23 protein-coding genes and 1 riboswitch are annotated in these 24531 nt (G+C 74.8%); of the genes, 2 read left to right on the top strand and 21 right to left on the bottom strand.

Annotated features, from left to right (window positions below; translation table 11 throughout):
• Positions 1 to 2 precede the first annotated feature (2 nt).
• The 6 genes from ACPFP2_RS19950 to rpe all read right to left on the bottom strand — a co-directional run bounded on the left by ACPFP2_RS19950 (position 3) and on the right by rpe (position 5665).
• Complete coding sequence (locus tag ACPFP2_RS19950) at positions 3 to 1271, bottom strand: bifunctional 3,4-dihydroxy-2-butanone-4-phosphate synthase/GTP cyclohydrolase II (protein ID WP_424090680.1); 1269 nt, start codon at positions 1269 to 1271, stop codon at positions 3 to 5.
• Complete coding sequence (gene pnuC / locus ACPFP2_RS19945) at positions 1268 to 1963, bottom strand: nicotinamide riboside transporter PnuC (protein WP_424090679.1); 696 nt, start codon at positions 1961 to 1963, stop codon at positions 1268 to 1270. The genes ACPFP2_RS19950 and pnuC overlap by 4 nt, the downstream gene beginning before the upstream one ends.
• Complete coding sequence (locus ACPFP2_RS19940) at positions 1963 to 2574, bottom strand: riboflavin synthase (protein ID WP_424090678.1); 612 nt, start codon at positions 2572 to 2574, stop codon at positions 1963 to 1965. Before ACPFP2_RS19940 ends, pnuC begins: the two co-directional genes overlap by 1 nt.
• Position 2575: 1 nt before the next feature.
• Positions 2576 to 3637 carry a bifunctional diaminohydroxyphosphoribosylaminopyrimidine deaminase/5-amino-6-(5-phosphoribosylamino)uracil reductase RibD gene (gene ribD / locus ACPFP2_RS19935; protein ID WP_424090677.1) on the bottom strand — a complete coding sequence of 354 codons (1062 nt, stop codon included), beginning with the start codon at positions 3635 to 3637 and terminating at the stop codon, positions 2576 to 2578.
• A 150-nt stretch (positions 3638 to 3787) separates the two neighbouring features.
• Positions 3788 to 3961: riboswitch (FMN riboswitch) on the bottom strand.
• A 62-nt stretch (positions 3962 to 4023) separates the two neighbouring features.
• Positions 4024 to 4983 carry a GGDEF domain-containing response regulator gene (locus ACPFP2_RS19930; RefSeq protein WP_424090676.1) on the bottom strand — a complete coding sequence of 320 codons (960 nt, stop codon included), beginning with the start codon at positions 4981 to 4983 and terminating at the stop codon, positions 4024 to 4026.
• Between the two features lies 1 nt (position 4984).
• Complete coding sequence (gene rpe / locus ACPFP2_RS19925) at positions 4985 to 5665, bottom strand: ribulose-phosphate 3-epimerase (protein ID WP_424090675.1); 681 nt, start codon at positions 5663 to 5665, stop codon at positions 4985 to 4987.
• Between the two features lie 259 nt (positions 5666 to 5924).
• On the opposite strand from rpe, the gene ACPFP2_RS19920 reads away from it, so the two are divergent.
• Both ACPFP2_RS19920 and ACPFP2_RS19915 read left to right on the top strand, forming a co-directional pair.
• Positions 5925 to 6812, top strand: coding sequence for a septum formation family protein (locus ACPFP2_RS19920; protein ID WP_424090674.1), 888 nt, complete (start codon positions 5925 to 5927; stop codon positions 6810 to 6812).
• A gap of 63 nt (positions 6813 to 6875) precedes the next feature.
• Entirely contained in the window at positions 6876 to 7766 is an 891-nt protein-coding gene (locus ACPFP2_RS19915) for a septum formation family protein (protein ID WP_424090673.1), read from the top strand.
• Positions 7767 to 7964: 198 nt separating this feature from the next.
• Here the strand turns inward: ACPFP2_RS19915 and ACPFP2_RS19910 are convergent, their stop codons facing one another.
• From ACPFP2_RS19910 to ACPFP2_RS19840, 15 genes are all read right to left on the bottom strand, one after another.
• A complete protein-coding gene (locus ACPFP2_RS19910; protein ID WP_424090672.1) occupies positions 7965 to 9359 on the bottom strand; it encodes a helix-turn-helix domain-containing protein in 1395 nt (464 codons plus the stop codon).
• 100 nt (positions 9360 to 9459) lie between these two features.
• Complete coding sequence (locus ACPFP2_RS19905) at positions 9460 to 11025, bottom strand: RsmB/NOP family class I SAM-dependent RNA methyltransferase (RefSeq protein ID WP_424090671.1); 1566 nt, start codon at positions 11023 to 11025, stop codon at positions 9460 to 9462.
• Complete coding sequence (gene fmt / locus ACPFP2_RS19900; RefSeq protein ID WP_424090710.1) at positions 11022 to 11948, bottom strand: methionyl-tRNA formyltransferase; 927 nt, start codon at positions 11946 to 11948, stop codon at positions 11022 to 11024. Before fmt ends, ACPFP2_RS19905 begins: the two co-directional genes overlap by 4 nt.
• Positions 11949 to 11953: 5 nt before the next feature.
• Entirely contained in the window at positions 11954 to 12514 is a 561-nt protein-coding gene (gene def, locus ACPFP2_RS19895; RefSeq protein WP_424090670.1) for a peptide deformylase, read from the bottom strand.
• Positions 12515 to 12557: 43 nt separating this feature from the next.
• A complete protein-coding gene (locus tag ACPFP2_RS19890) occupies positions 12558 to 13829 on the bottom strand; it encodes a cytochrome P450 (RefSeq protein WP_424090669.1) in 1272 nt (423 codons plus the stop codon).
• Positions 13830 to 13903: 74 nt separating this feature from the next.
• Positions 13904 to 14887, bottom strand: coding sequence for an AAA family ATPase (locus ACPFP2_RS19885; RefSeq protein ID WP_424090668.1), 984 nt, complete (start codon positions 14885 to 14887; stop codon positions 13904 to 13906).
• Between the two features lie 224 nt (positions 14888 to 15111).
• The gene (locus tag ACPFP2_RS19880; protein WP_424090667.1) at positions 15112 to 17199 is read right to left on the bottom strand and encodes a primosomal protein N'; all 2088 of its coding nucleotides are present in this window, start codon (positions 17197 to 17199) and stop codon (positions 15112 to 15114) included.
• A gap of 65 nt (positions 17200 to 17264) precedes the next feature.
• Complete coding sequence (gene metK / locus ACPFP2_RS19875; protein WP_424090666.1) at positions 17265 to 18455, bottom strand: methionine adenosyltransferase; 1191 nt, start codon at positions 18453 to 18455, stop codon at positions 17265 to 17267.
• Positions 18456 to 18553: 98 nt separating this feature from the next.
• Positions 18554 to 19762, bottom strand: a complete 1209-nt coding sequence (coaBC, locus tag ACPFP2_RS19870) for a bifunctional phosphopantothenoylcysteine decarboxylase/phosphopantothenate--cysteine ligase CoaBC (protein WP_424090665.1) — start codon at positions 19760 to 19762, stop codon at positions 18554 to 18556.
• A 14-nt stretch (positions 19763 to 19776) separates the two neighbouring features.
• Positions 19777 to 20040: a DNA-directed RNA polymerase subunit omega gene (rpoZ, locus tag ACPFP2_RS19865; RefSeq protein WP_088978488.1), complete on the bottom strand. Its 264-nt coding sequence runs from the start codon at positions 20038 to 20040 to the stop codon at positions 19777 to 19779.
• A gap of 50 nt (positions 20041 to 20090) precedes the next feature.
• Positions 20091 to 20624 (bottom strand): guanylate kinase, encoded by a 534-nt coding sequence (locus tag ACPFP2_RS19860; protein WP_424090664.1) that lies wholly within the window; start codon positions 20622 to 20624, stop codon positions 20091 to 20093.
• Positions 20625 to 20650: 26 nt separating this feature from the next.
• Positions 20651 to 20968 carry an integration host factor, actinobacterial type gene (gene mihF, locus ACPFP2_RS19855; protein WP_088962722.1) on the bottom strand — a complete coding sequence of 106 codons (318 nt, stop codon included), beginning with the start codon at positions 20966 to 20968 and terminating at the stop codon, positions 20651 to 20653.
• A 170-nt stretch (positions 20969 to 21138) separates the two neighbouring features.
• Positions 21139 to 21972 (bottom strand): orotidine-5'-phosphate decarboxylase, encoded by an 834-nt coding sequence (gene pyrF, locus ACPFP2_RS19850; RefSeq protein WP_424090663.1) that lies wholly within the window; start codon positions 21970 to 21972, stop codon positions 21139 to 21141.
• An 89-nt stretch (positions 21973 to 22061) separates the two neighbouring features.
• On the bottom strand, positions 22062 to 23336 hold the full coding sequence (locus ACPFP2_RS19845; protein WP_424090662.1) for an adenosylmethionine--8-amino-7-oxononanoate transaminase: 1275 nt from the start codon (positions 23334 to 23336) through the stop codon (positions 22062 to 22064).
• 49 nt (positions 23337 to 23385) lie between these two features.
• Positions 23386 to 24417, bottom strand: coding sequence for a quinone-dependent dihydroorotate dehydrogenase (locus tag ACPFP2_RS19840; RefSeq protein ID WP_424090661.1), 1032 nt, complete (start codon positions 24415 to 24417; stop codon positions 23386 to 23388).
• Positions 24418 to 24531 lie beyond the last annotated feature (114 nt).

The following is a 24531-nucleotide window of genomic DNA, read 5'->3' as shown; positions in this document are numbered from 1 at the left end:
GTCTACGCTCCGATCTCGTCGCCGGGGACCGGGCGGCCCATCGGGGCCTCGGTCACCTCGTCCAGCTCGTCCAGCAGGTGACCCATCCGGTCCCGCTTGGTCCGCAGGTAGCGCACGTTCTCCGGGTGCGGCCGGATCGGCAGCCCCTCGCGGCCGGTGACGGTGAGGCCGTACCCCTCCAGCCCGGCCCGCTTGGCCGGGTTGTTGGTGAGCAGCCGCATCGAGCGCACGCCCAGGTCGTAGAGGATCTGCGCGCCGGTGCCGTAGTCCCGGGCGTCGGCCGGCAGGCCCAGGTCGAGGTTGGCGTCCACGGTGTCGCGGCCCTGGTCCTGCAGCTGGTACGCCTGCAGCTTGTGCAGCAGGCCGATTCCCCGCCCCTCGTGCCCGCGCACGTAGAGCACGACGCCGCGTCCCTCCCGGGCGACCCGGGCCAGCGCCGCCTGCAACTGCGGTCCGCAGTCGCAGCGCAGCGAGCCGAACACGTCCCCGGTCAGGCACTCCGAGTGCACCCGGACCAGCACGTCCTGCCCGTCGCCGAGGTCGCCGTAGACCATCGCGACGTGCTCGGCCGGGTCGTGCTCGGCCCGGTAGCCCAGCGCCCGGAACACCCCGTACGGGGTGGGCATCCGCGCGTCGGCGACCTGCTCGACCTGCTTCTCGTGCCGCCGCCGGTACGCCACCAGGTCTGCGATGGTGACCAGGGTCAGCGAGTGCTCGGCGCAGAACTTCTCCAGGTCCGGCAGGCGCATCATGGTGCCGTCGTCGTTGACCATCTCGCACAGCACGCCGGCCGGGCGCAGCCCGGCCAGCCGGGTCAGGTCGACGGCCGCCTCGGTGTGCCCGGCACGGCGCAGCACGCCACCCTCCCGGGCCCGCAGCGGCACCACGTGCCCCGGGCGGGACAGGTCGGTCGGGTCGGTCGCCGGGTCGGCGAGCAGCCGGATGGTGTGCGCCCGGTCGGCGGCGGAGATGCCGGTGCCGACGCCCTCCCGGGCGTCCACGGTCACCGTGTACGCGGTGCCGCGCCGGTCCTGGTTGGTGTGGTGCATCGGCGGCAGGTCGAGACGGTCGCACTCCGACTCGGTCAGCGGCACGCAGATGTAGCCGGAGGTGTACCGGACCATGAACGCGACCAGCTCCGGCGTCGCCAGTTCGGCGGCGAAGATCAGGTCGCCCTCGTTCTCCCGGTTCTCGTCGTCGACCACGACGACGGGCCGGCCGGCGGCGATGTCCGCCACCGCCTGCTCGATGCTGGCGAAGAGCGTGGTCATGCGACGGCCTCCGAGTAGGTGGACGGGATCGGTCGCGCCGCCGCCCGGGCGGCCCGTGAGGTGCGCCACCAGGCGGCGAGGCCCCAGACGCAGAAGGCGCCGTAGACCAGGTACATGGCGGCGGACGGATAGAACCCGCCGCGCAGCAGCAGCGGCACGCCGACCGCGTCCACGGCGATCCAGATCAGCCAGAAGTCCACCCAGCCGCGCGCCATGCCGTACGTGGCGAGCAGGCTGCCGGTGAGGATCCAGGCGTCCGGCAGCGGGCCCCAGGACCCCAGCGCGGCGAGCACCGGGTACGCCACGGCGGTGCCGAGCGCCGCGGCGGCGAGCAGTCCGAGACGTTCCCGGCCGGTGGCCCAGCGCGGCGTGACGGCGGGCGCGTCACCGGCCCCGACGCGCCGGTTGCGCGACCAGCGCCACCAGCCGTAGAGGCTGACCGCGAAGAAGAAGACCTGCCGGCCGGCCTGGCCGTAGAGGTCGTGCTCCTGCGGGGTGGCGAAGGCGCCGCCGAGGAAGACGGTGAACAGCAGCGCGTTGCCGACGATGCCGACCGGCCACGCCCAGACCAGCCGGCGCAGGCCGAGCAGGGCCGAGGCGAGACCGAAGACGTTGCCGACGATCTCCCGGACCAGCACCGGCGAGCCGGCGATCTGGACCTGGGCGTCGAGCAGCCAACCGAGCGGACCCATCACGCCCCACCCCCCGGCAGGCGGTCGCCGAGCAGCCGCTCGACGTACTTCGCGAGCACGTCGACCTCCAGGTTGACCGGGTCGCCGACGCGCCGGACGCCGAGGGTGGTCAGCTTCAGGGTGGTCGGGATGAGCCCGACGGCGAACCAGTCGTCGCCGACCCCGGCGACGGTGAGCGACACCCCGTCGACGGTGATCGAACCCTTCTCCACCACGTACCGGGCCAGGGCGGCGGGCAGCCGGAAGCGCAGCGTCTCCCACTGCTCGGCCGGCTCCCGGTGCAGCAGCTCGCCGACACCGTCGACGTGGCCCTGCACGATGTGCCCGCCGAGGCGGCTGTTCAGCGCCGCGGCCCGCTCCAGGTTGACCGGGTCGCCGGGCCGCAGCGCGCCCAACGCGGAGCGGCGCAGGGTCTCCCCCATCACGTCGGCGGTGAAGACCCCGCCGTCGACGTCGACGACGGTGAGACAGACGCCGTTGACCGCGATGGAGTCGCCGTGCCGGGCGTCCGAGGTGACCAGCGGGCCCCGGATGGCGACCAGCGCGGAGTCACCTCCGGTGTCGGCGATCCGGACGACCTCGCCCAGCTCCTCGACGATGCCGGTGAACATGTCAGGCCTCCCTCTTCCGGGGCAGCGCGGTGATCCGCAGGTCGGGGCCGACCTGCGTAACGTCGGTGATCTCCAGATCGATGGCGTCGGCGATGGTCGTCACGCCGGCGTCGAGCAGCGCGGTCGGGCCGGCGCCGAGCAGCTTCGGCGCGACGTACCCGACGATCCGGTCGACCAGGCCGGCGGCGAGGAACGCGCCGGCCAGTCGCGGGCCGCCCTCCAGCAGCGCGGCCCGCACGCCACGGTGGTGCAGCTCGGCCAGCAGCGCCGGCAGGTCGACCCGGCCGTCCGGGTCGGCGCCGACCTCCGCGGCGGTGGCGATCCAGGTCCGCGCGGCGCCGTCGCGCACCCGGGCCCCGGCGGGGGTACGCCCCGCGCTGTCCACCACCACCCGCAGCGGCTGTCGGATGGCCAGGGTGCCGTCGCGCAGGTTGCGGGCGGTCAGTCGAGGGTCGTCGGCGAGCACGGTGCCCACCCCGGCGATCACCGCGTCGACCGTGCCGCGCAGCGCGTGCACGTCGATCCGGGCCGCCTCGGAGGTGATCCACATGCTGCTGCCGTCGGCCGCCGCGGACCGGCCGTCGAGGGTGGCCGCGTACTTCCAGATCACGTACGGCCAGCCGCGCCGCATCGAGGTCAGCCAGGCGACGTTGCCGGCCTCGGCCTCGGCGGCGCGTACCCCGAACTGCACCTGGACGCCCGCGGCGCGCAACGTGGCGGCGCCGCCGGAGGCGACCGGGTTGGGGTCGGGGACGGCGATGACCACCCGGGCGACGCCGGCCCGGATCAGCGCGAGGCTGCAGGGGCCGGTGCGGCCGGTGTGGTCACAGGGCTCCAGGGTGACCACGGCGGTGCCGCCGCGGGCCCGCTCGCCGGCCTGGGCGAGCGCGACGATCTCGGCGTGCGGTCCGCCCGCGTACGCGTGGAATCCCTCCCCGACGACCGTGCCGTCCGGATCGAGCAGGACGCAGCCGACGACGGGGTTGGGGCTGGTGGTGCCGAGGCCACGGGCGGCGAGCACGACGGCGCGACGCATCGCCTCGTCGACGGAGACGCCGGCCATGGCCCTTGCCCTCTCACTCGCCGGTCCGCGCGCTGGGCGGTCGACGGGAGGTGCCGCGGGCAGGCGGCGGCGGATCCGGGAACGGCACAGCCGTCCCCGGGGAGCCCACGCGGCGGCTGGATGACAGCCCACGCAGGCCCGCCCCGTCCCGCGCGCTGTCTCCCATCCGGACTGTCTGGCAGCGGAACGATCCCGCCGCCAACCGTCGGCCCCGGATTCTCACCAGGTCCACCGGGCGGCCTGAGCCGTCCGGGTCGCGGGCTTACCACGGTCGGACCGTGGATCACCGCCGGTTCGGAATTTCACCGAGCCCCGCCAGCGCGTGGTGGGTACACGGAAAGTCTTACACGTCGGCCCCGGGGGTACGCCACTCCCGGCGTGCTACCTCACACACCGTCCGCGCGGCGGCGGTCCACCGCGACGTACGACCCCGGTTGGCTCTTGGCGACCGTTTTCATCTCCGAGGCGACCGCGATCGCGACGAGCGGATCGGTGAAGCGCTTGCGGGAGTCCGACAGCGAGACGCCGATGGAGAGGGTGACCAGGTGCGCCCTGCGCACGTTGCCCCGACGGTCCTTGAGCTCCACGTAGCCGCGCTCGGCGTCGGTCGGGTCGTAGAGCTTGTCGGCGGCCCGTTCGAAGTCCACCACGGCCCGGGAGGTGAGCGGCCGGACCTGCTCCGGGGTGCAGACGATGACGAAGTCGTCCCCGCCGACGTGGCCGAGGAAGGCCGGCGGCAGCCCGATCGACACCACCGCCCGGTGCAGGCTGCGGGCCAGCGCGGAGATGAACTCGTCGCCGCGCACGAAGCCGTACCGGTCGTTGACGCTCTTGAACCGGTCGATGTCGACGTAGCCGACCGCGTAGTCGACGCCGCTGCGCACCCGGTCGCTGATCTCCCGGCGGATCCGGCTGTTGCCGGGCAGCCCGGTCAGCGGGGAGACCTCCCGGAACTCCTTGTTGCGGCGCAACGTCGAGTTGACCCGGGCCACCAGCTCCAGCGTGTCGAAGGGCTTGACCAGGTAGTCGTCCGCGCCGACGCTGAGACCGTTGACCTTGTCCTGGGTCATCCCCTTGGCGGTCAGCATGATCACCGGTAGGGCGGAGGTCATCGGGTCGGCGCGCAGCCGGCGGGTCAGCTCCAGGCCGTCGATGCGCGGCATCATCAGGTCCACCACGGCCAGGTCGGGGCGTTGCCGCTCGATGACCTCCAGTGCCTCCTGCCCGTCCGAGGCGTGCAGCACCTCGAAGCCGTGCAGCCGCAGGTTGAACTCGACGAAGCGGGCGATGTCCTCGTCGTCGTCGACGACGAGGATGACGTCGGGTCGGTCGCCGGCCGGCTCCACGTCAGGCCCCGGCGACCGCGCGCTCCGCGAGCCCCCGCAGGCGGCGGACCGCCTCGGCCGGGTCGGCCGCCCCGTACACCGCGGTGCCGGCGACGAACGCGTCGGCGCCCGCTGCCGCGGCCTGCTCGATGGTGTCGGCGGCGATCCCGCCGTCGACCTCGATCCGCAGCTCCAGGTGGCCGCTGTCGACGTGCCGGCGGGCGGCGCGCACCTTGTCCAGCAGTTGCGGGATGAACCGCTGCCCGCCGAAGCCCGCCTTGATCGTCATGATCAGCAGAGTGTCGAAGCTCGGCAGCAGCTCCAGGTACGGCTCGATCGGGGTGTCCCGGTCGATGGCCAACCCGGCCTTCGCCCCGGCGGAGCGCAGGTCCTTGGCCAGCGCCACCGGGTCGTCGCAGGCCTCGGCGTGGAAGGTGACGTTGTAGGCGCCGGCGTCGGCGTAGCCCGGGGCCCAGCGACGCGGGTCGTCGATCATGAGGTGCACGTCGAACGGGATCTGGGTGGCTGCCCGCAGGCTCTGCACCACCGGCAGCCCGATGGTCAGGTTCGGCACGAAGTGGTTGTCCATCACATCGACGTGCAACCAGTCCGCGGCGCCCTCCACGGCGCGGACCTCTTCGGCGAGGCGGGCGAAATCGGCGGCGAGGATGCTGGGCGCGACGATCGGCGGCGGTACGGTCACCGGGTCAGTGTACGAACGCGGCCACCCGCCGCGGTCAGCGCGCCTCCACCGGGAACACCCTGTGACCCAGGGGTCACCGCTGGTGCAAGATTGGACCCCGCGCAACCGGGAAGCGGACGAAAGGCCATCCGTGACTGGCCGATCGACGGAAACGCGGGAACACTCCATCGGGGACGGTCACATATGCTGCACGGCCGACGGCGGGGCAATGCCGTGCGGGCCGCGATGATCGGCCGTCATCTCCCGGAAAGGGCGGACGATGCGACGGTGGCTCGTGGCGCTGGCGCTGGCCGGCGCGGCGACGGTGACGATGAGCGGCTGCATCCAGCAGCACCGGGGCGACGGCGACCTGATCGACGACTGGCCGGCGCTGCCCGTGCCCCAGTTGTTCGTGCCCGCCACGGACGCCTGCCTGCCGCGGATCACGGCGGTGGTGCAGGCCAGCACCTACGACACGGTGGACTGCGCACGCAGCCACCTGGCCGAGGCGATCCACGTGGGCGCGTTCACCGGCGCCGCCGAGCGCGGCCCCCGGCCGGAGCCGGGGTCGCCGGCACTGCGCCCGGCGCGGGCCGAGTGCGACCAGCGCGCCCGCGAGGTGCTCGGCGGTGACTGGCACTCCGCGCGACTGACCCTGAACATCGCGCTGCCCTCCGTGTCGGCCTGGAACGGCGGCGCCCGCTGGTTCCGCTGCGACCTGAGCGAGACCGACAGCATCGACAACACCCGGCCGGTCAACCGGACCGGGAGCCTGCGCGGCGCGATGATCGGCGACAACCCGCTCTCCCACCGCTGCTTCGACCCGAAGCTCATTGGCAACAACCTGAACTACATGGCGCCGGTGCTCTGCTCCGAGCCGCACCGGGCCGAGTTCGTCGGCGTGTACCTCGAACGCGACCTGAGCTGGGAGGCGTTCACCAAGGCCAACCAGCAGGTGCACCGGCGCTGCATGGCGCTGATCGCCAGCTTCGCCGAGGTGCCCAACAACGCCGACCTGCCGTACCGGGCCGGGTCGATCTTCTACCCGCCGTCGCAGCGGGAGTGGGAGGAGGGCGACCGGGGCATCCGCTGCTTCCTGTGGAGCGACGACCGGAAGCTGACCCGGTCGATGCGCGGCGTCGGCCCGCAGGGGCTGCCCGCCATCTGAGGCCGGGTATGCTGCCGCACCGTGGCGGCACCGTCGCCCGAGCGGCGGCGAAGGATCGATGCGATGCGGCGGTACGGCACGGCGGTCACCGTGGGCCTCCTCGCGGTCCTCGCGCTGACCGGCTGTCGCGCCCCGGCCGGGCTGGACGCGGACATCGCCGACGACTGGCCGGCCCTCGCCGCCCCGCAACACGTCGTCCCCGCCGCCGGGGTCTGCCTTGCGGGCACCCAGGACGTCGGCCACCTCGGCGGCTACCAGCCGGTCGACTGCGCACGGCCGCACCGCACCGAGACCATGCACGTCGGCACCCTGACCGGGGCCCACGCCAAACCGACGACCCCGCCGGCGAGCGGCACCCCGGCGCTGCGCGCGGCCCGCGCCGAGTGCGACCGGGAGGTCCGCCGGGCGGTCGGCGGCGACTGGCGCGCCGGCCGGCTCGGTCTCGCCGTCGTCCTGCCCTCCCCTGCGGCCTGGACCGGCGGGGCCCGCTGGTTCCGGTGCGACCTCAGCGAGATCCGGGGTCTCGACGAGCCGGGCGTGGTCCCCCGCACCGGCAGCCTGCGCGGCGCGCTGAAGGGCGACGGCGACCTGCGGCTGGGCTGCTTCGACCCGACGGTGGCCGGTGGCGCGGTCGAGGCGATGGTCCCGGTCCCCTGCACCGCCCGGCACCACGCCGAGTTCGTCGGCGTCTGGCAGGCCGAGGGCCTCAGCCACGCCCAGCTCAGCCGGGGCGACGAGCGGGTCCACCGCGGATGCCTCCGGCTGCTCGCGAGGTACACCGGGGTGCCCGACGACGGCACCGTGCGCTTCCGCGCCGGCTCGATCTTCTACCACCCCCGGGAACGGGAGTGGCGCGACGGCAATCACGGCGTGCAGTGCTTCCTGTGGCTCGACGACCGCGCCCTGACCCGCTCGCTCAAGGGCGCCGGCACCCGCGGGCTGCCGCTGCGCTGAGCCCGTGCCGGGTCGGGGTTGCCCGGGCACGGACGGCGGACCCCGCGGTTGGGGCGAGCTGGGACTCGTTGCGGAACGTCGCGTCCGCGCCCGGACCAGGAGACCTTCACATCCACCGGCCCGGCCGGTCAACGGGGCTCCGGCCGGGACGGCGTAACTGCCACAATCCGGCACATCGAGCGGCCCGGCGCGGCCGGCTCACCGGGGCGCGACGCGCAGCCGCTCCACCAGGTCACGGACCTCCGGCAGGTCACCCCAACCGGCCGACAACCGGCCGTGCAGGCCGCGCAGCTCGTGCACGATGGTGGTCCGCCGGGTCCGCAGCGCCTCCTGCACGACCGGCGCCGCCACCTCCACCGCCGCGTCCGGCATCCCCGCGCAGGTGTAGCCGTCCGCCAGCCGCAGGCTGAGCAGCAGGTACGTCGGGCGCATCCGCACCGGCAGGTGCGCCAACGACCGCTGGGTGGCGTGCACCGCCCGGCGGGCCGTGGCCCGGTCGCCGGTGTGGGCGGCCACGTCACGCAACGCCCCACCGATGGACGACTCGACCCGCACCTCGCCCTCGTCGCCGGTCAGCCAGGGCGCCTCCGCGCGGTCCCGTTCGTCGAGCCGGGACAGCCCCCGACGGGCCAGGTCGACCTGCCGCCGACACTCGGCCGCGCCACCGTCGAGGGCGTACGCCCGGGCCTGGTACAGGTGCGACAGCGTCGACATCCAGCCCCGGGAGGGGTCCACCGCGCCGAGCGCCCGGGCGTACGCCAGCGACGACGCGCCGTCCCGGTCCAGCCGGGTCAACGTGCAGTAGTCGGTGAGGAGCATGGCCTGGGCGACGCGGTCGGCGCAGACGCCGGCCCAGCGCAGGCCGTGCCCGACCCAGGCCATGCCGACGACGCTCTGCCCCCGCTGCATCCGCAGCCGGCCGGCCAGCTGTGCGTAGTGGGCGGCGACCCGCAGCAGGCTGTGCGGGGACCGCCCGGCGGCGTCGACCACCTCGGCCCAGCGCACCAGCAGGTGCAGGACGTGCTCGATGGCGCCGACGACCTCGGTGGAGACGCTCTCGACGGTCGCCTGCGTGTAACCCGGCAGCAGCGCGGTCAACCCGTGCACGAGGTCCGGCACCGGCTCGGTCGGCAACGTCGTCGGGTCGCGCCGGTCGAGGCGGTCCAGAGCCGCCAGGACGTCGCCGACCGGCGGCACCGCACAGCCGTCGTCGCCGTGCAACGGGCAGGAGAACCCACGGTCGGGCAGCCGCAGTGGCCACGTCGGCACACCGGGCGGCGTGACCCGGTCGACGGTGTCCGGGCCCGGCACCACCGCGAACAGGGTCGGGTCGTTCGCCCCCAGGTGGGCCGCACGCCGTCCGGCGCCCGGCCCGGCCAGCGCGGTCAGCGCGCCGCCCGTGCCCAGCAGCTCGTCCAGGCGCGCGGGCAGCCCCATCGGTGACTCCCGCAGCCCGCTCTCCACCTTGCTGATCACGCTGTGGTGGTAGCCGACCCGCAGGCCGAGCTGACCCTGGGTCAGCCCGGCACGGCGGCGCCACGAGCGTAGCTCCCGACCGAACTCCGCCCACCGTTCGCCCCCGCGGACCTCCATCACCCCTCCCGATCGACCGGGTCGGCCTGCCCGGGTCGAGTGGTGCTGGACTATAGCAGCCGATCGGGGCAGCTCAATGGGTCACGGAGGGCCCGCGGGCTCAGCCCCGGCGCAGCACCGCCAGGAACATCGCGTCGGTGCCGTGCCGGTGCGGCCAGAGCTGCACCGTCGGGCCGTCGCCCAGCCCCGGCATGCCGGCCGGCAGCAGCGTACGGGCGTCGACGAAGTCGGCCGGCACTGCGGCGCGGCGGGCCGCCTCGGTCACCGTCACGTGCGTCTCCACCGTGTGCGGCGAACAGGTCACGTACGCGACCAGGCCACCGGGGCGCGCGGCGCGCAGGGCGGCGGTGAGCAGTTCCCGCTGCAACCGGGTCAGCGGCGGCAGGTCGGACGGTTGACGCCGCCACCGGGACTCCGGCCGGCGGCGCAGCGACCCCAGCCCGGTGCAGGGCGCGTCCACCAGCACCCGGTCGAAGTGCCCCTCCGGCAGCTTCGGGTCGGCGCCGACCGTCCGCCCGTCGGTGTGCAGCACGTTCACCGGCAGTCCCCGGGTGGCCTGCTCGACCAGCCGGGCCCGGTGCTCGGAGACCTCGACGGCGGTCAGCCGCGCGTCGCGCTGCGCGGCGATCGCGCCGAGCAGGCCGGACTTGCCGCCGGGGCCGGCGCACAGGTCGAGCCACCGCCCGTCCGGGCCGTCCAGCGGGGCGTTGGCCAGGGCGTGGGCCACCAGCTGCGAACCCTCGTCCTGCACGTGCGCCCGCCCCTGCGCCAGCGCCGGCAGGTCGCCGGGGGCGCCGCCGGAGAGGTAGACCGCGTACGGCGAGAACGCGCCGGGCGCGCCACCCACCTCGTCGGCCAGCTCGACCGGGTCGGCCAGGCCGGGCCGGGCGCACAGGTGCACCGGGGGCCGCTCGTTGTCCTCGATCAGCAGCCGGGTGGTCTCCCCCAGGTCGCCGCCGAGCGCGTCGTTGAAGGCCCGCACGATCCACTGCGGATGGCTGTACGCCAGGGCGAGGTGCCCGATCGGGTCGGTCTCCATCGGCGGGGCGAGCTTCGCCACCCAGGCGTCGGCGTCGCGACCGGACACCTCGCGCAGCACGGCGTTGGCGAAACCGGTGGCGCCGGGTCCCACCGTGCGGACCAGGTCGACGGTGGACGACACCGCCGCGTGCGCCGGCACCCGGGTGTGCAGGAGCTGGTACGCCCCGAGCCGCAGCGCGTCGCGCACCGGCGGGTCGATCCGCTCGACGTCCCGGCCGGCCGCGTCGGTGAGGATCGCGTCCAGGGTGCCGGTGTGGCGCAGCGTGCCGTACGTCAGCTCGGTGGCGAAGGCGGCGTCCCGACCGCTCAGCCCCTCCTCGCGCAGGATCGCCGGGAGCACCAGGTTGGCGTACGCGTCGTCCCGGTGCACCGCGGCGATCGCCTGGTAGGCGGCGTACCGGGGCAGGTCGACGGCCGGGCGGGCACGGCCGCCGCGCCGGTCGAAGCCGGGCCGGTCGCCGCGGAACCCGCCGCCGGCGGGACGGTCGCCGCGCCGGGCGTCGGGACGGCGGGGCGCGGACCGGTCGTACCGGTCACCACGGGGGGCGTCGCCGCGGCCGGCGGACCGGTCCCCCCGGGGGCTGTCGGAGCGGAAACTGTCGGGACGGTCCGAGGGGGCGCTCACGCGAACACCTCGCCGGCGGTGACCCGGGCGCCGCGCGCCCAGTCGCTCGCCGACATGGCCTTCTTGCCCGCCGCCCGGACCTCGCCGAGCTGCACCGGTACCGTCGCGGTGCCGACCAGCACCCGGGACTTCTCCGCCAGCAGCTCGCCCGGCTTCAGCTCGGGGCCGTTCGCCACCGGGGTGACCGGGCCGAGCTTGACCCGCTCGTCGCGGAAGGTCGTCCACGGGCCGGGGGCGGGGGTGCAGGCGCGGACACGCCGGTCCACCGCGAACGCCGGGTCGTTCCAGCGCACCCGGGCGTCCTCCACCGTCAGCTTCGGCGCCAGGGACACCCCGTCGGCCGGCTGCGGCTCGGCGCGGGCCGTCCCCGCCTCGATCGCGTCGAGCACGGCCACCAGCAGGCCGGCCCCGGAGTGGGCCAGCCGCTCCAGCAGGTCGCCGGAGGTGTCGGTGGGACGGATCTCGTCGGTGAGGGTGCCGTACACCGGGCCGGTGTCCAGCCCCTGCTCCAGCTGGAAGACGCTGGCGCCGGTCAGCTCGTCGCCGTGCAGCACGGCGTGCTGCACGGGGGCCGCGCCGCGCCAGGCGGGCAGCAGCGAGAAGTGCAGGTTGATCCAGCCGTGCCGGGGGATCTCCAGGGCGACCGGCGGCACCAGCGCGCCGTACGCGACCACGGGGACGCAGTCCGGGGCCAGCTCGCGCAGCCGGTCGAGGAACTCCGGCTCCCGGGGCCTGGCCGGGGTGAGCACCTCGACGCCGTGCTCGTCGGCCCAGGCGCCGACGGGCGAGCGGACCAGGCCGCGACCACGGCCGGCGGGGGCGTCGGGACGGGTGACCACGGCCAGCAGCTCGTGCCCGGAGGCGTGCACGGCGGCCAGGGCGGGGACGGCGACGGCCGGCGTACCGGCGAAGACCAGGCGCATCCGGGTCACCGCCCCAGGCCGAAGGGGTTACCGGCGACGTGCGGGCTCAGCTTGACCGTGGGCGGGGCGGCCGGGTCGTACCAGTCGGCCTGGCGGATGGCCTTCATCGCCTGCTTGCGCCCGGCCGGGTCCAGCCGGTCGACGAAGAGCACCCCGTCGAGGTGGTCGGTCTCGTGCTGCACGCAGCGCGCCATCAGCCCGGTGCCGACGATCTGCAACGGGTCGCCGTAGCCGTTGAAGCCCTTGGCGATCACGTTCTGCCGGCGCTTGGTGTCGAAGTAGAGCCCGGGGATGGAGAGGCAGCCCTCGGGGCCGTCCTGCTCCTCGGCGTCGGGGAACTCGAGCACCGGGTTGACCAGGTGACCGAGGACGTCGTCGACGTCGAAGGTGAACACCCGCAGGCCCACGCCGAGCTGCGGTGCGGCCAGGCCGGCCCCGCCCTGCTCGCGCATCGTGTCGGTGAGGTCGGCGATGAGCCTACGCAGCTCGACGTCGAAGTCGACGACCGGATCGGCCGGCGTGCGCAGCACCGGATCCCCGAACAGACGGATGGGCTGGACGGTCACTCGGTGTGGCTCCTTCGGCGGGACGGACGGATGCCGTACCAGTCTACGGAGTGCCGGGGGCGGTCCCGGCCGGCGTACCGCGATGCGCGCCCGCCGGCCCCGTGTCGATGGTCACCGGCAGGGTCTCGTAGCCGCGCAGGGTGAGCCGGGTCCGGTGCCGGGGCCGCCCGGCGAGGGCGAGGTCGGGCAGCCGGCGCAGCAGCAGCGGGAAGGCGACCTGCGCCTCCAGCCGGGCCAGCCCGGCGCCGAGACAGTAGTGCGGCCCGGCCCCGAACGACAGCGGGTGCGACTGCGCCCGCCACGGGTCGAACCGCGCCGGCCGCGGGTAACGCCGCGGGTCCCGGTTGGCCGCGCCGAGCAGCAGCAGCGTCCAACTGCCGGCCGGCAGGTCGACCCCGCCCACGGTCGCCGGGGCGGTGTTGACCCGGGTGGTGAGCTGCACCGGCGAGTCGTAGCGCAGCAGCTCCTCCACGTGGTCGGCGGCGAGGTCGGGCCGCTCGCGCAGTGCCTGCGCGGCGCGCGGATGGTCGAGCAGCACCACCAGGCCGTTGCCGAGCAGGTTGGTGGTGGTCTCGAAGCCGGCGACCAGCAGCACCACCAGGTTCGCCAGCAGCTCGTCGCCGGAGAGCCGGCCGCCGTCGGCGTCGTGCACCTGCACCAGCGCGGTGGTCAGGTCGTCGGCCGGCGTGCGGCGGCGGTCCTCGACCAGCGCGGCGAAGTAGCGGGTCAGCTCGGTCGCGCCCCGGTCGGCGACGGCCAGCTCGTCGAGGGTGATCTCCGGCTCCAGCACCCCGGTCAGGTCCGCCGCCCAGCGACGGAACAGCGGCCGGTCGGCCGCCGGGACGCCGAGCAGCGCGCAGATCACCCCGACCGGCAGCGGGTACGCGAAGTCGGCCAGGAAGTCGACCGGTTCCCCGTCGGCCGCCCGCGCGAGCATCGCGTCGACCAGCTCGTCGGCCTGGGCCGACACCACGTCCCGCATGGCGGCGATCCGGCGCGGGGTGAACGCCCCGGCCGCCAGCCGCCGCATCCGGCTGTGGTCGGGCGGGTTGGTGCGCAGCATGGAGCGGGAGATGGAGGCGACGGCGGGGCTGTCCCGCCAGCCGGGCAGGAACTGGTCGCGCAGCGCGTCGTCCATCACCCCGAAGCGGGGGTCGCGCAGGATCGCGTCGGCCTCGACGTAGCCGGTGACCGCGAAGAACACCGGCCCGGCCTGGGCCACCGGCCCGTGGGCGCGCAACAGCTCGTACGTGGGGTACGGGTCGATGCGCCCCGGCGGCGACATGAGCAGGGCGAGCGCCTCGGGTGCGTCCATGGCCGGCCTCCCGCGTCGATGCGTCGGAAGGCTCCATCATGCGTGCCGGAGGCCGTCGCGGCGACCCCGGACGGTCAGGCGCCGGCGCCGGGCTCCCCCGCGAGGACCGCGTCGCCGCCGAGCAGGGCGTGCTCGGGCAGCGGCAGCGTGATGCCGTGCGCGGCCTCCCAGTCGTGGATCGTCGACGGGCGGACCTGGGCGGCGAAGTAGTCGACCGCGCTCACGCCGCCGACGACCGGCTCGTCCACCTCGGCCACGAGCTGGGCCGGCACCAGGTGGAAGCCGTTCTGCAGGGCAGCGCTGAGCCGTCGGTGGCCGTCGACGACGAAGTAGTACTCGCCGGTGTAGCCGATCCGCAGCGGCTCCAGGGCCTCGTCGCCGGCCTCGGCCACCTCCCCGACGAACTGCGAGTCCCAGAGCCCGCGCAGGGTGGCGATGTCCTCGGTGGGGAAGACGCGGGCCGGGTCGAGCAGCAGCAGCGGCGGGGCCTGGTCGAGCACGTCGGCGCCGAGCCGACCCTCGTACGCGTCGATGATGTGCGCGATCACCTCGGCCGCGGTGGCCCGGGTGCTGTCGCAGATCAGGTCGTAGTTGCGCAGCCGGGCCTTGTCGACGCCGTAGCGGACGATGAACCGGCTGCGCTCGCTCTCGCTGCGCTCCCGGAGCTTGGCCTTCGCCTCCTCCAGGGAGGTGTAGCTCTCGGCCGGGCCGGAGGGGCGCAGCAGCACCCGGCGGGCCGCCTCGCCCGGCTCGGTGATCATGTGCACCTTGAGCGCGTCGGTGAAGAAGTGCCAGGCCAGCCGGGAGTCCATCACCAGCGACTCGCCGGAGGCGGCGATGTCGCGCTGGAGCTGGTCGACGTAGCCGTCGACGGCCTGGTCCAGCTCGGCGTGCAGGTTGAGCTGGAGCGCCGTCATCTGCCGCTCCTGGGCCATCTGGCGGTAGAGGTCGCCGACGCTGACCCGGCGCATCCCGAGCCGCTTGGCGATCTCGACGGAGACGGTGCTCTTGCCGCTGCCGAGGTCCCCGTTGAAGACGATCGATTTACGAACGGTCACGACTGGTCCACCCCTGATCACCGGCTGATTGACATCATCGATTCGGCGCCGGACCGACGCCTTCCGCCATCGTCGCGCCATCCCTGCGCCCGGGCATGACGGGCGATGCTATCACGCGCCTGCCAGCGCATTGTCGGACGCGGTGTGCGACGGTGACGCTCCGTTGCGGCCGACCGGACGACCGGCGTACCCGGGTCACCCGCCGGGCCGGCGTCGGCGAGTCCTCAGAACAGGCTCAACGGGTCGACCTGGAGCCGGACCGGCTCCGCGGCCTTGCGCGCGCTGCGCACCCCGGCCGCCGTGTGCAGCGCCTCGGCCAGGGCGGCGGCCCGGGCCCGGGGCACCCGGACCAGCATCCGCTCGCGGCCCTCGTCGGCCGGCACCGGGCCGAGCACCTCGGCGGAGTCCGGCAGGCGGGCCTCGGCGAGCAGGCCGGCCACCGCCTCCGCCGTGCCGGTGACGCTGGCCATCTTCGTCGCCGGCGGGAAGCCCAGCTCCCGCCGCTCGGCCAGTTCCCGGGCCGCGAACCAGGCCGGGTCCCAGCGCAGCAGCGCCTGCACCGGAGCGAGCGCACCGTCGGCGACCACGACCACCCGGCCGCCGGCCGGGCCGGGCCGGGCCAGCGCGGCGGCGCTCAGCCAGCGGCGCAGCGCCTCCTCACCGGCGCGCAGGTCGGCCCGGGTGAGCAGGGCCCACGAGTCGAGCAGCAGCACCGCCCCGTAGCCGCCCTCGGCGAGCGGCTCCGCGCCCGGGGTGGCGATCACCAGGCCCGCGCCGCCGGGCACCGTGCCCAGCACCTCTTCCCGGCCCGAGGTGCGCACCGGCACACCGGGGAAGGCCCGGCCCAGCTCCTCCGCGGTGCGCCGGGCCCCGGTGACCGAGGCGCGCAGCCGCCGCCCGCCGCACTCGGGGCAGGCGTACGCGGCGGCGACCCGGCCGCACCAGCGGCAGGCGGGCGTGCCGGCGGCCGAGGGCAGCGCCAGCGGGCCGGCGCAGTGCGGGCAGCGGGCCGGGGTGCGGCAGTCCGCGCAGGAGACCGCGGGGAGGTAACCGCGGCGGGGCACCTGGACCAGCACCGGGGCGTCCGCGCGCAGGGCGTCGCGGGCGGTGGTCCAGGCCAGGCTCGGCAGCCGGGCGGTGGCCGCGCCGGGGTCGCGGGCCAGTTGCGGGTCGTCACCGGTCGGGGCGATGGCCGGGGTACGCGCCCGCACGGCCGCCCGGTCGGCGACCACCTCGCGGGCCCAGCCGGTCTCCACCAGCAACTGCGCCTCGGCGGTACGGGTGAACCCGCCGACCAGGGCGGCGGCCCCGGCGAGCTGGGCGCGGGTCAGCAGCACGTCGCGGGCGTGCGGGTACGGGGCCCGGGGCTCGGCGTGCAGGTCGTCGCCGTCGTCCCAGATCGCCACCAGGCCGAGCCGGTCGACCGGGGCGAACATCGCCGCCCGGGTGCCGATCACCACGGGCACGTCGCCACGCCGAGCGGCGAGGAAGGCCCGATACCGGCGGGCCGGGCCGAGGGCGGCGGAGAGGCAGGCGTGCCGGCCCGGGCCGAGCGTCGCGGTGAGCGCGGTGTCGAGGCGGTCGAGGTCCCGGGCGTCGGCCACCACCACGACCGCGCCCCGGCCGCCGACGACGGTGGCGGCGACCGCGTCGGCGTACCGCGCCGCCCAGTCCTCGCCGGCGAGGGCCGACCAGACCGCGCGCGGGGCGCGTCCTTCGGCGAGCGCCCGCAGGTAGGCCGGACCGGCCGGGTAGTCCCGCCAGCCGCGCGGGTCGACGGCCGGAGTGGCGACGGGCTCGGACGCGGCATCCGCCACCGACCGGCTGGAGGACGGCATGCCGGACGGGATGGTGGCGGGGATCGGCGCGGCACCCGCCGTCGGGCGCCCTCCAGAGGTGCCGGAGGCCGGGTCGGCGGAGGCCGGGTCGGCGGAGGCCGCGGAGACGCCGGCCGCGCCGGTGTCGTCGCCGGCCGGGGCGGCGGGGGCCGGGGCGTCGCGGGGTTCCTTCTCGACCCGGGCGTGCCGGGGCGGGACGGCCAGGCGGAGCACGTCGGCGAGGTTGCCGGCGTACCGGTCGGCGACCGCCCGGGCCAGCCGGGCGACCTCCGGCGCCAGCACCGGCTCCGGGGAGACGACCTTCTCCAGGTACGCCAGCCGGGGGTGGGCGGACTCCGCGACCCGGTCCAGCAGCCAGCCGTCCACGAGTTGTCCCGCGAAGCGGACCTTCACCCGGACCCCGGCACGCGCCTCGGCGTCCAGTTCGGCGGGGACCAGGTAGTCGAAGGGGCGGTCCAGGTGCGGCAGGGGCACGTCGACGCAGACGCGAGCGACCGGCGACCCGTCAGCGGGTCGCCGGTCGCTGCGCCTGGTGCCGGTCAGGCTCCCGCGGCCGACTTGAGGTCGGCGGCCCGGTCGGTGCTCTCCCAGGTCAGGTCCGGCAGCTCACGGCCGAAGTGGCCGTACGCGGCGGTCTGCTGGTAGATCGGGCGCAGCAGGTGCAGGTCCCGGATGATGGCGGCCGGACGCAGGTCGAAGACCTCGGTGACGGCCTTCTCGATGGCGGCGACCGGCACGTTCTCGGTGCCGAACGTCTCGATGAACAGGCTGACCGGGTGGGCCTTGCCGATCGCGTACGCGACCTGCGCCTCGCAGCGCTCGGCCAGTCCGGCGGCCACCACGTTCTTGGCCACCCAGCGCATCGCGTACGCGGCCGACCGGTCCACCTTCGACGGGTCCTTGCCGGAGAACGCGCCGCCGCCGTGCCGGGCGTACCCGCCGTAGGTGTCGACGATGATCTTCCGGCCGGTCAGGCCGGCGTCACCCATCGGGCCACCGATCTCGAACCGGCCGGTCGGGTTGACCAGCAGCCGGTAGCCCTCGGTGTCCAGGCCGAGGCTCTCCAGCTCCGGCTCGATGACGTGCTCGCGCACGTCCGGGGTGAGCAGCGACTCCAGGGAGATGTCCGCGGCGTGCTGGCTGGACACGACCACCGTGTCGAGACGGACCGGGCGCAGGCCGTCGTACTCGATGGTGACCTGGGTCTTGCCGTCCGGGCGCAGGTACGGCACGGTGCCGTCCTTGCGGACCGCGGCGAGCCGGCGGGCCAGCCGGTGCGCCAGCGCGATCGGCAGCGGCATCAGCTCGGGGGTCTCCGAGCAGGCGAAGCCGAACATCATGCCCTGGTCACCGGCGCCCTGCGCGTCCAGCGCGCTCTCCGACGCCCCGGTACGCAGCTCGAAGGCGTTGTCGACGCCCTGGGCGATGTCGGCGGACTGCTGGCCGATGGAGACGCTGACGCCGCAGGACGCCCCGTCGAAGCCCTTCTTCGACGAGTCGTATCCGATCTTGAGGATGGTGTCCCGGACGATGGTCGGGATGTCCGCGTACGCCTTGGTGGTCACCTCGCCGGCGACGTGCACCTGACCCGTCGTGATCAGGGTCTCCACCGCGACACGGCTGTGCGGATCCTTGGCGAGCAGGGCGTCGAGGATGCCGTCGCTGATCTGGTCGGCGATCTTGTCCGGGTGGCCTTCCGTGACCGATTCGGACGTGAAGAGACGTGTCACGGTACTCCTAATCACTTGATCTCGGTGGAACACTTCGCTCGCGGCAGTTTAGCCACCCCGGTTCCAGGGTGACTCCGGAACACGGATGTGACCAGTGTTCAGGAACGGTCGGCCAGTCGCGCGACCACGAGGTCCCAGACGCCGTCGGCCAGTTCCTCCTTCGCCTGCTCGGGCAGCATGTGCAGGGAACCGTCCGCGCCGATGACCGTCGCCGCGTTGGTCTCGGCGCCGAAGACCTTGTCGACGCCGACCTCGTTGACCACGATGAGGTCCGCACGTTTGCGGACGAGCTTGGCCCGGCCGTTGGCCTCGGCGTCGCCGGTCTCGGCGGCGAAGACCACCAGCAGCTGCTCGGGCCGGCGGCGTCGGCCCAGCTCGGCGGCGATGTCGGGGTTGGTGACCAGCTCGATGGTGGGCGCGCTGCCGTCGTCCGACTTCTTGATCTTGCCGGGGGCGTACGTCGCCGGCCGGAAGTCGGCCGGGGCCGCGGCCATCACCACCACGTCGGCGTCGGCGGCGGCCTCCAGGGTGGCCTTGCGCAGCTCCTCGGTGGTGCCGACGCGGACCAGGTCGACGCCGGCCGGGTCGGGCAGGGCGACGTTCGCCGCGACCAGGGTGACCCGGGCGCCCCGGGCCACGGCGGCGCGGGCGAAGGCGTACCCCTGCTTGCCGGAGGAGCGGTTGCCGAGGAACCGGACCGGGTCCAGCGGCTCGCGGGTGCCGCCGGCGGTCACCACGACGTGCCGGCCGGCGAGGTCCGCCGGGGCGTCGACGCCCCGGGCCAGGGCGCGGCGGGCCACGGCGAAGATCTCCGCCGGGTCGGGCAGCCGCCCCTTGCCGGTGTCGGCGCCGGTGAGCCGGCCGACGGCGGGCTCGATCACCCGTACGCCCCGGGAGCGCAGCGTGGCGACGTTGGCGACGGTGGCCGGGTGCTCCCACATCTCGGTGTGCATGGCCGGGGCGAGCACGACCGGGCACCGGGCGGTGAGCAGCGTGTTGGTGAGCAGGTCGTCGGCGAGGCCGTGGGCCGCCTTGGCGAGCAGGTCCGCCGTGGCCGGCGCGACCACCACCAGATCGGCCCGCTGGCCGAGCCGGACGTGCGGCACCTCGTGCACGTCGGACCAGACGTCGTCGGCCACCGGCCGACCGGAGAGCGCCGCCCAGGTCGGCGCCCCGACGAAGCGGAGCGCTGACGCGGTCGGCACGACCCGGACCCGGTGGCCCGACTCGGTGAACAGCCGCAGCAGCTCACACGCCTTGTAGGCGGCGATGCCGCCGCCGACCCCCAGGACGATCTCGGCGGACATCGGCGCGCGGGGTGTTACGGCTGGTCGGTCGGCTCGGCGGTGAGCAGGCCCGCGTTGATCTCGCGCATGGCGATGGAGAGCGCCTTCTCCTGCGGGGTGGTCTCCACGAGCGGGCCGACGTACTCCAGCAGGCCCTCGCCGAGCTGGCTGTAGTAGGCGTTGACCTGGCGGGCCCGCTTGGCGGCGAAGATCACCAGCGCGTACTTCGAGGTGGTCTTCTCGAGGAGCTCGTCGATCGGCGGGTTGGTGATGCCCTCGGGGTTGGCGATGGATCCCACGAAAATTAACCCTCTGCGTCTGAAGTGTCCGCGCGAGCGCGGCTGGTCGCTCAACCGCGCAGGCGCGGTCGGGCGGGAGCCGGACAGGAAGAACCGAGCAAGCCTACCAGCTCGTCGACGACCCGCTCGGTGAGGTCGTGGACGACAGTGTGTCCGACGGTCGCGACGAGCGCCGGATCCGGGGGGTGTCCGGGCGGCGTCAGCAGCACCAGGCGGGCGTCCGGCAGGGCCTCCCGGACGGCGAGCGCGCCGGGCAGGTCGAGCGGGAGCAGCACCGGCCGTCCCTGCGCCAACCGGGCCCGCAGCGGCTCGCGGGGCGTGCCGCGCAGGTGCGGGCCCATCCGGAACCACTCCAGCAGCTCCCCGGCGGCGACCATCCGGTCGAACTCGGCGGGTGCGACGAAGAGCCGGTCGACGCCGTCGGACTCGCCGGGGCGAGGCGGCCGGGTGGTGACCGGCACCGGCACCCACACGGACGGAGAACGCGCCCGGACCAACTCGACGACACCGTCCCGGCCGGCACCCGAAGGTCCGGTCAGGACGGTGAGCCGAGCCGCCGGGCGCGTCTCGTCATCCGTGCTCACCGCTTGTTTCTACACGGTGGCGTCGGTCAGTTCGCGGCGAACTCTCCAAGCAGCGCCTTGCGCTGCTGCTCGCCCAGGCCGCGCAGACGACGGCTGTCAGCGATCTTGAGCTTCTCCATGATCTGGGTGGCCCGGATCTTGCCGATGCCCGGCATCGCCTGCAGGACGGCCGAAACCTTCAGCTTGCCGACGACGTCGTCGGACTCGGCCCGCTCAAGGACGGCGGCGAGGGTGGTCTTGCCCTGCTTGAGCTGCTCCTTCAGCTCAGCACGGGCCTTGCGGATCTCCGCAGCCTTCTCCAGCGCGGCAGCGCGCTGCTCGGGGGTCAGTGACGGGAGCGGCACCAGTTCTCCTCAGGTCCCTATCGCGACGGGCGGAACGCGCCGCCGCTCTGTGAAACGTGGTGTCGCTGGCAACCAAAGGGGTCCGTGGTTACCAGCGCGGGGAAAACTAGCGGTCGACGGCGCTTTCGGCAACGTGGGCGCGCGAAGATCAACGTAAAGTGACCGAGCCGTCAGTCAGCCAGAACGCCCCGGCAGTCGGCCAGGACGCGCTCCGCGGCGGCCCGCAGGGCGGCCGGATCCGGGCCGGCGCCCAGCACGTCGCGAGAGTACGACGGGAGCACCGACGGCAGGCTCGACCCGAACACGGTCCGCAGGTCGGCGGCCGTCGCGCCCTGCGCCCCGAGGCCCGGGGCGAGCAACGGACCGTTGACCCGGGAGAGGTCGTGGCCGGTGTCGCCGATCGTCGCCCCGACCACCAACCCGAAGCTGCCGAGCGGCTGCGCACCCGCGTTGAGCTGGGAAATCTCGTCGATGACGGTCTGCGCGACGGTGCGTCCGTCAGCGCCACGAGCCCGCTGCACCTGGGCTCCCTCGGGATTCGAGGTGAGCGCCAGCACGAAGACGCCGCCGCCGTGCGTGGCCGCCAACTCGAACATCGGCGCCAGCGATCCGACGCCCAGGTAAGGACTGGCGGTCACCGCGTCGACATACAGCGGAGCGGCCGGATCGAGGTATGCCGAGGCGTACGCGGCGACGGTGGAGCCGATGTCGCCCCGCTTGACGTCGAGCAGAACGAGCGCGCCGGATTCGCGCAACTGTCGGATAGTTGACTCTAGAATCCCGACACCCCGGGCACCGAAGCGCTCGAAAAAGGCCGACTGGGGCTTGACGACCGCGACCCGGTCACCGATCGCCTCGACGACCGTCCGGGCGAACCGGTCCAACCCGTCGACGTCGTCGGACAGCCCCCAGCGGGCCAGCAGCCCGGGATGCGGGTCGATGCCCACGCAGAGCGGTCCCCGCTCGGTCATCGCCCGGTGCAACCGGACACCGAAGGTCTCCATCCGTCCCTCTCCCTCACACGCTCGTGCTCGCCGGGCGGCGTCCGCCGACCCGTCGTCCCGTCCTCGCGCCGCAGCTCGCGCCGGCGCGGTCAGCCGGCCTTCACCGCCGCGGCGACTCCGGCCGCGATCCGGGCCACGTCGGCGTCGTCGGTGACGTACGGCGGCATGGTGTAGACCAGATCGCGGAACGGGCGCAGCCAGACCCCCTGCGCCGCCGCCGCGGCGGTCGCCGCCGCGAGGTCCACCTCGTGGTCCAGCTGCACCACCCCGATGGCGCCCAGCACCCGTACGTCGAGGACGCCGGCAGCGCCGCGCAGCGGCTCCAGGCCGGCCCGCAGCCCCGCACCCACCCTGGACACCTGCCCGGCCCAGTCACCGGCCCGCAGCAGCCCCAGGGAGGCGTTGGCGACCGCGCAGGCGAGCGGGTTGCCCATGAAGGTCGGCCCGTGCGCCAACACCCCGCCCGCCGAGATGCCCCGGGCCACCTGCGGGGTGCAGAGCGCGGCGGCCAGGGTCAGGTAGCCGCCGGTGAGCGCCTTGCCGACACAGAGCACGTCCGGGCTGACCCCGGCGTGCTCGGCGGCGAACATGGCGCCGGTCCGGCCGAAGCCGGTGGCGATCTCGTCGAAGATCAACAGCACCCCGTGGGCCCGGGTGACCTCCCGCAGCACCCGCAGGTAGCCGGGGTGGTGGAAGCGCATCCCGCCCGCGCCCTGCACCACCGGTTCCACGATCACCGCGGCCAGTTCGTGGGCGTGCCGCTCGACCGCGTCGGTCAGCGCCGCCACGTACGCCGGGTCGGGCCCGTCGTCGAAGCCGCCCGGCGGGACGGGGGCGAAGACCTGCCGGGGCAGCACGTCGCCCCAGAGGTGGTGCATGCCCCCCTCCGGGTCGCAGACGCTCATCGGGTGGAACGTGTCGCCGTGGTAGCCGCCCCGCCAGGTGCCCAGCCGCCGCCGCTCGGGCCGGCCGGTGGCCCGCTGGTACTGCAGGCACATCTTCACGGCCACCTCGACGGCGACCGAGCCGGAGTCGGCCAGGAACACGTGCTCCAGGCCGTCGGGGGTCAGCTCCACCAGCGTCCGCGCCAGCCGGACGGCGGGCTCGTGGGTGAGCCCGCCGAACATCACGTGGCTCATCCGGCCGAGCTGGTCGGTGACGGCCGCGTCGAGCACCGGGTGCCGGTAGCCGTGGATCGCCGCCCACCAGGACGACATCCCGTCGACCAGCTCCCGGCCGTCGGCCAGCCGCAGCCGTACGCCCTCGGCGCTGTGCACCACGTACGGCGCGACGGCCGGCGGCAGCGCCGCGTACGGGTGCCAGACGTGGCTCCGGTCGGCGGCCAGGATCTCCTCGGGCGTCACGCGCTCTCCTTCGTACCCTCGTCGGTCGCCGCCACGGCCACCGGCCGCCTCACCCCGCCGGCGCCGGCGCGGCGGCCGCGACCCGGGCGGCGGCCCGGACCAGGCCCGGGCCCCGGTAGATGAAGCCGGTGTAGAGCTGCACCAGGCTGGCCCCGGCGTCGAACATCCGGGCGGCGTCGTCCGGGTCGAGGATGCCGCCGACCCCGATCACCGGCAGCCGGCCGCCGGTCTCGGCGTGCACGAAGGCGACCACCTCCCGGGCCCGCCCGCGCAGCGGCCGGCCGGAGAGGCCGCCGGTCTCGCCGCCGCGCGCCCGGTCCGCCGGGGCGAGGCCGTCGCGGGCCAGTGTGGTGTTGGTGGCGATCACGCCGGCCGCGCCCCGGGCCAGGCAGACCTCCAGCAGCTCGGCGATGGCCGGCTCGGTGAGGTCCGGGGCGATCTTCACCAGCACCGGCTTCTCCCCCACCAGCGCCGCCAGCAGGGCGTCGAGATGGCTCTTGTCCTGCAGGCTGCGCAGCCCGGGAGTGTTCGGCGAGGAGACGTTGACCGCGAAGTAGTCGCCGTGCCCGCGCAGCGCCCGGTACGAGGCGAGGTAGTCCTCGACCGCCTCGTCCAGCGGGGTCACCTTGGACTTGCCCAGCGAGATGCCCAGCGGCACCCCGAGCGGGCGGGGCAGCGCCGCCAGCCGGGCCGCCAGCGCCTCGGCGCCGGCGTTGTTGAAGCCCATCCGGTTGATCACGGCCTCGCTGTCGCGCAGCCGGAACAGCCGGGGCCGCGGGTTGCCCGGCTGCGCGTGCGCGGTGACGGTGCCGACCTCGACGAAGCCGAAGCCGAGCGCCGGCCAGGCGGGCAGCGCCACGCCGTTCTTGTCCATCCCCGCCGCGAGCCCCACCGGGTTCGGGAACTCCACCCCGAACACCGTGCGCGGCGCCCGCACCGCGTACCGGGCCCGCAGGGCCGCCAGCGCCGCCGGCCGCCGCGAGAGCACGGCCAGCCGACGCAGCGTCCACTCGTGCGCCGCCTCGGCGTCCCCACCCCCGATCCGGAACAGCCGAGGCCGCACCACCTTCTCGAAGATCACCACGCCCTCCCCCGCCCCCCGGCCGCGTTGATCAAGAAGTTCGCGTCCGGAGACGGGCCCGTGGAGGACCGGAACTTCTCGATCAACACGGCGGAGCGAGCATCCGGTCGGGCA

Source organism: Micromonospora citrea (assembly GCF_049629545.1).
GTDB classification, from domain to species: Bacteria; Actinomycetota; Actinomycetes; order Mycobacteriales; family Micromonosporaceae; genus Micromonospora; species Micromonospora citrea_A.
The sequence above is the reverse complement of the archived record's forward strand: the minus strand, read 5'-3'. Positions and strand labels throughout refer to the sequence as shown.

Bases quoted from the DNA above. Each gene is read 5' to 3' on its own strand.
- ACPFP2_RS19950 (WP_424090680.1), bottom strand. From the start codon at position 1,271: ATGACCACGCTCTTCGCCAGCATCGAGCAGGCGGTGGCGGACATCGCC.
- pnuC (WP_424090679.1), bottom strand. From the start codon at position 1,963: ATGGGTCCGCTCGGTTGGCTGCTCGACGCCCAGGTCCAGATCGCCGGC.
- ACPFP2_RS19940 (WP_424090678.1), bottom strand. From the start codon at position 2,574: ATGTTCACCGGCATCGTCGAGGAGCTGGGCGAGGTCGTCCGGATCGCC.
- ribD (WP_424090677.1), bottom strand. From the start codon at position 3,637: ATGGCCGGCGTCTCCGTCGACGAGGCGATGCGTCGCGCCGTCGTGCTC.
- ACPFP2_RS19920 (WP_424090674.1), top strand. From the start codon at position 5,925: ATGCGACGGTGGCTCGTGGCGCTGGCGCTGGCCGGCGCGGCGACGGTG.
- ACPFP2_RS19915 (WP_424090673.1), top strand. From the start codon at position 6,876: ATGCGGCGGTACGGCACGGCGGTCACCGTGGGCCTCCTCGCGGTCCTC.
- ACPFP2_RS19910 (WP_424090672.1), bottom strand. From the start codon at position 9,359: ATGGAGGTCCGCGGGGGCGAACGGTGGGCGGAGTTCGGTCGGGAGCTA.
- fmt (WP_424090710.1), bottom strand. From the start codon at position 11,948: ATGCGCCTGGTCTTCGCCGGTACGCCGGCCGTCGCCGTCCCCGCCCTG.
- ACPFP2_RS19890 (WP_424090669.1), bottom strand. From the start codon at position 13,829: ATGGACGCACCCGAGGCGCTCGCCCTGCTCATGTCGCCGCCGGGGCGC.
- coaBC (WP_424090665.1), bottom strand. From the start codon at position 19,762: ATGTCCGCCGAGATCGTCCTGGGGGTCGGCGGCGGCATCGCCGCCTAC.
- pyrF (WP_424090663.1), bottom strand. From the start codon at position 21,972: ATGGAGACCTTCGGTGTCCGGTTGCACCGGGCGATGACCGAGCGGGGA.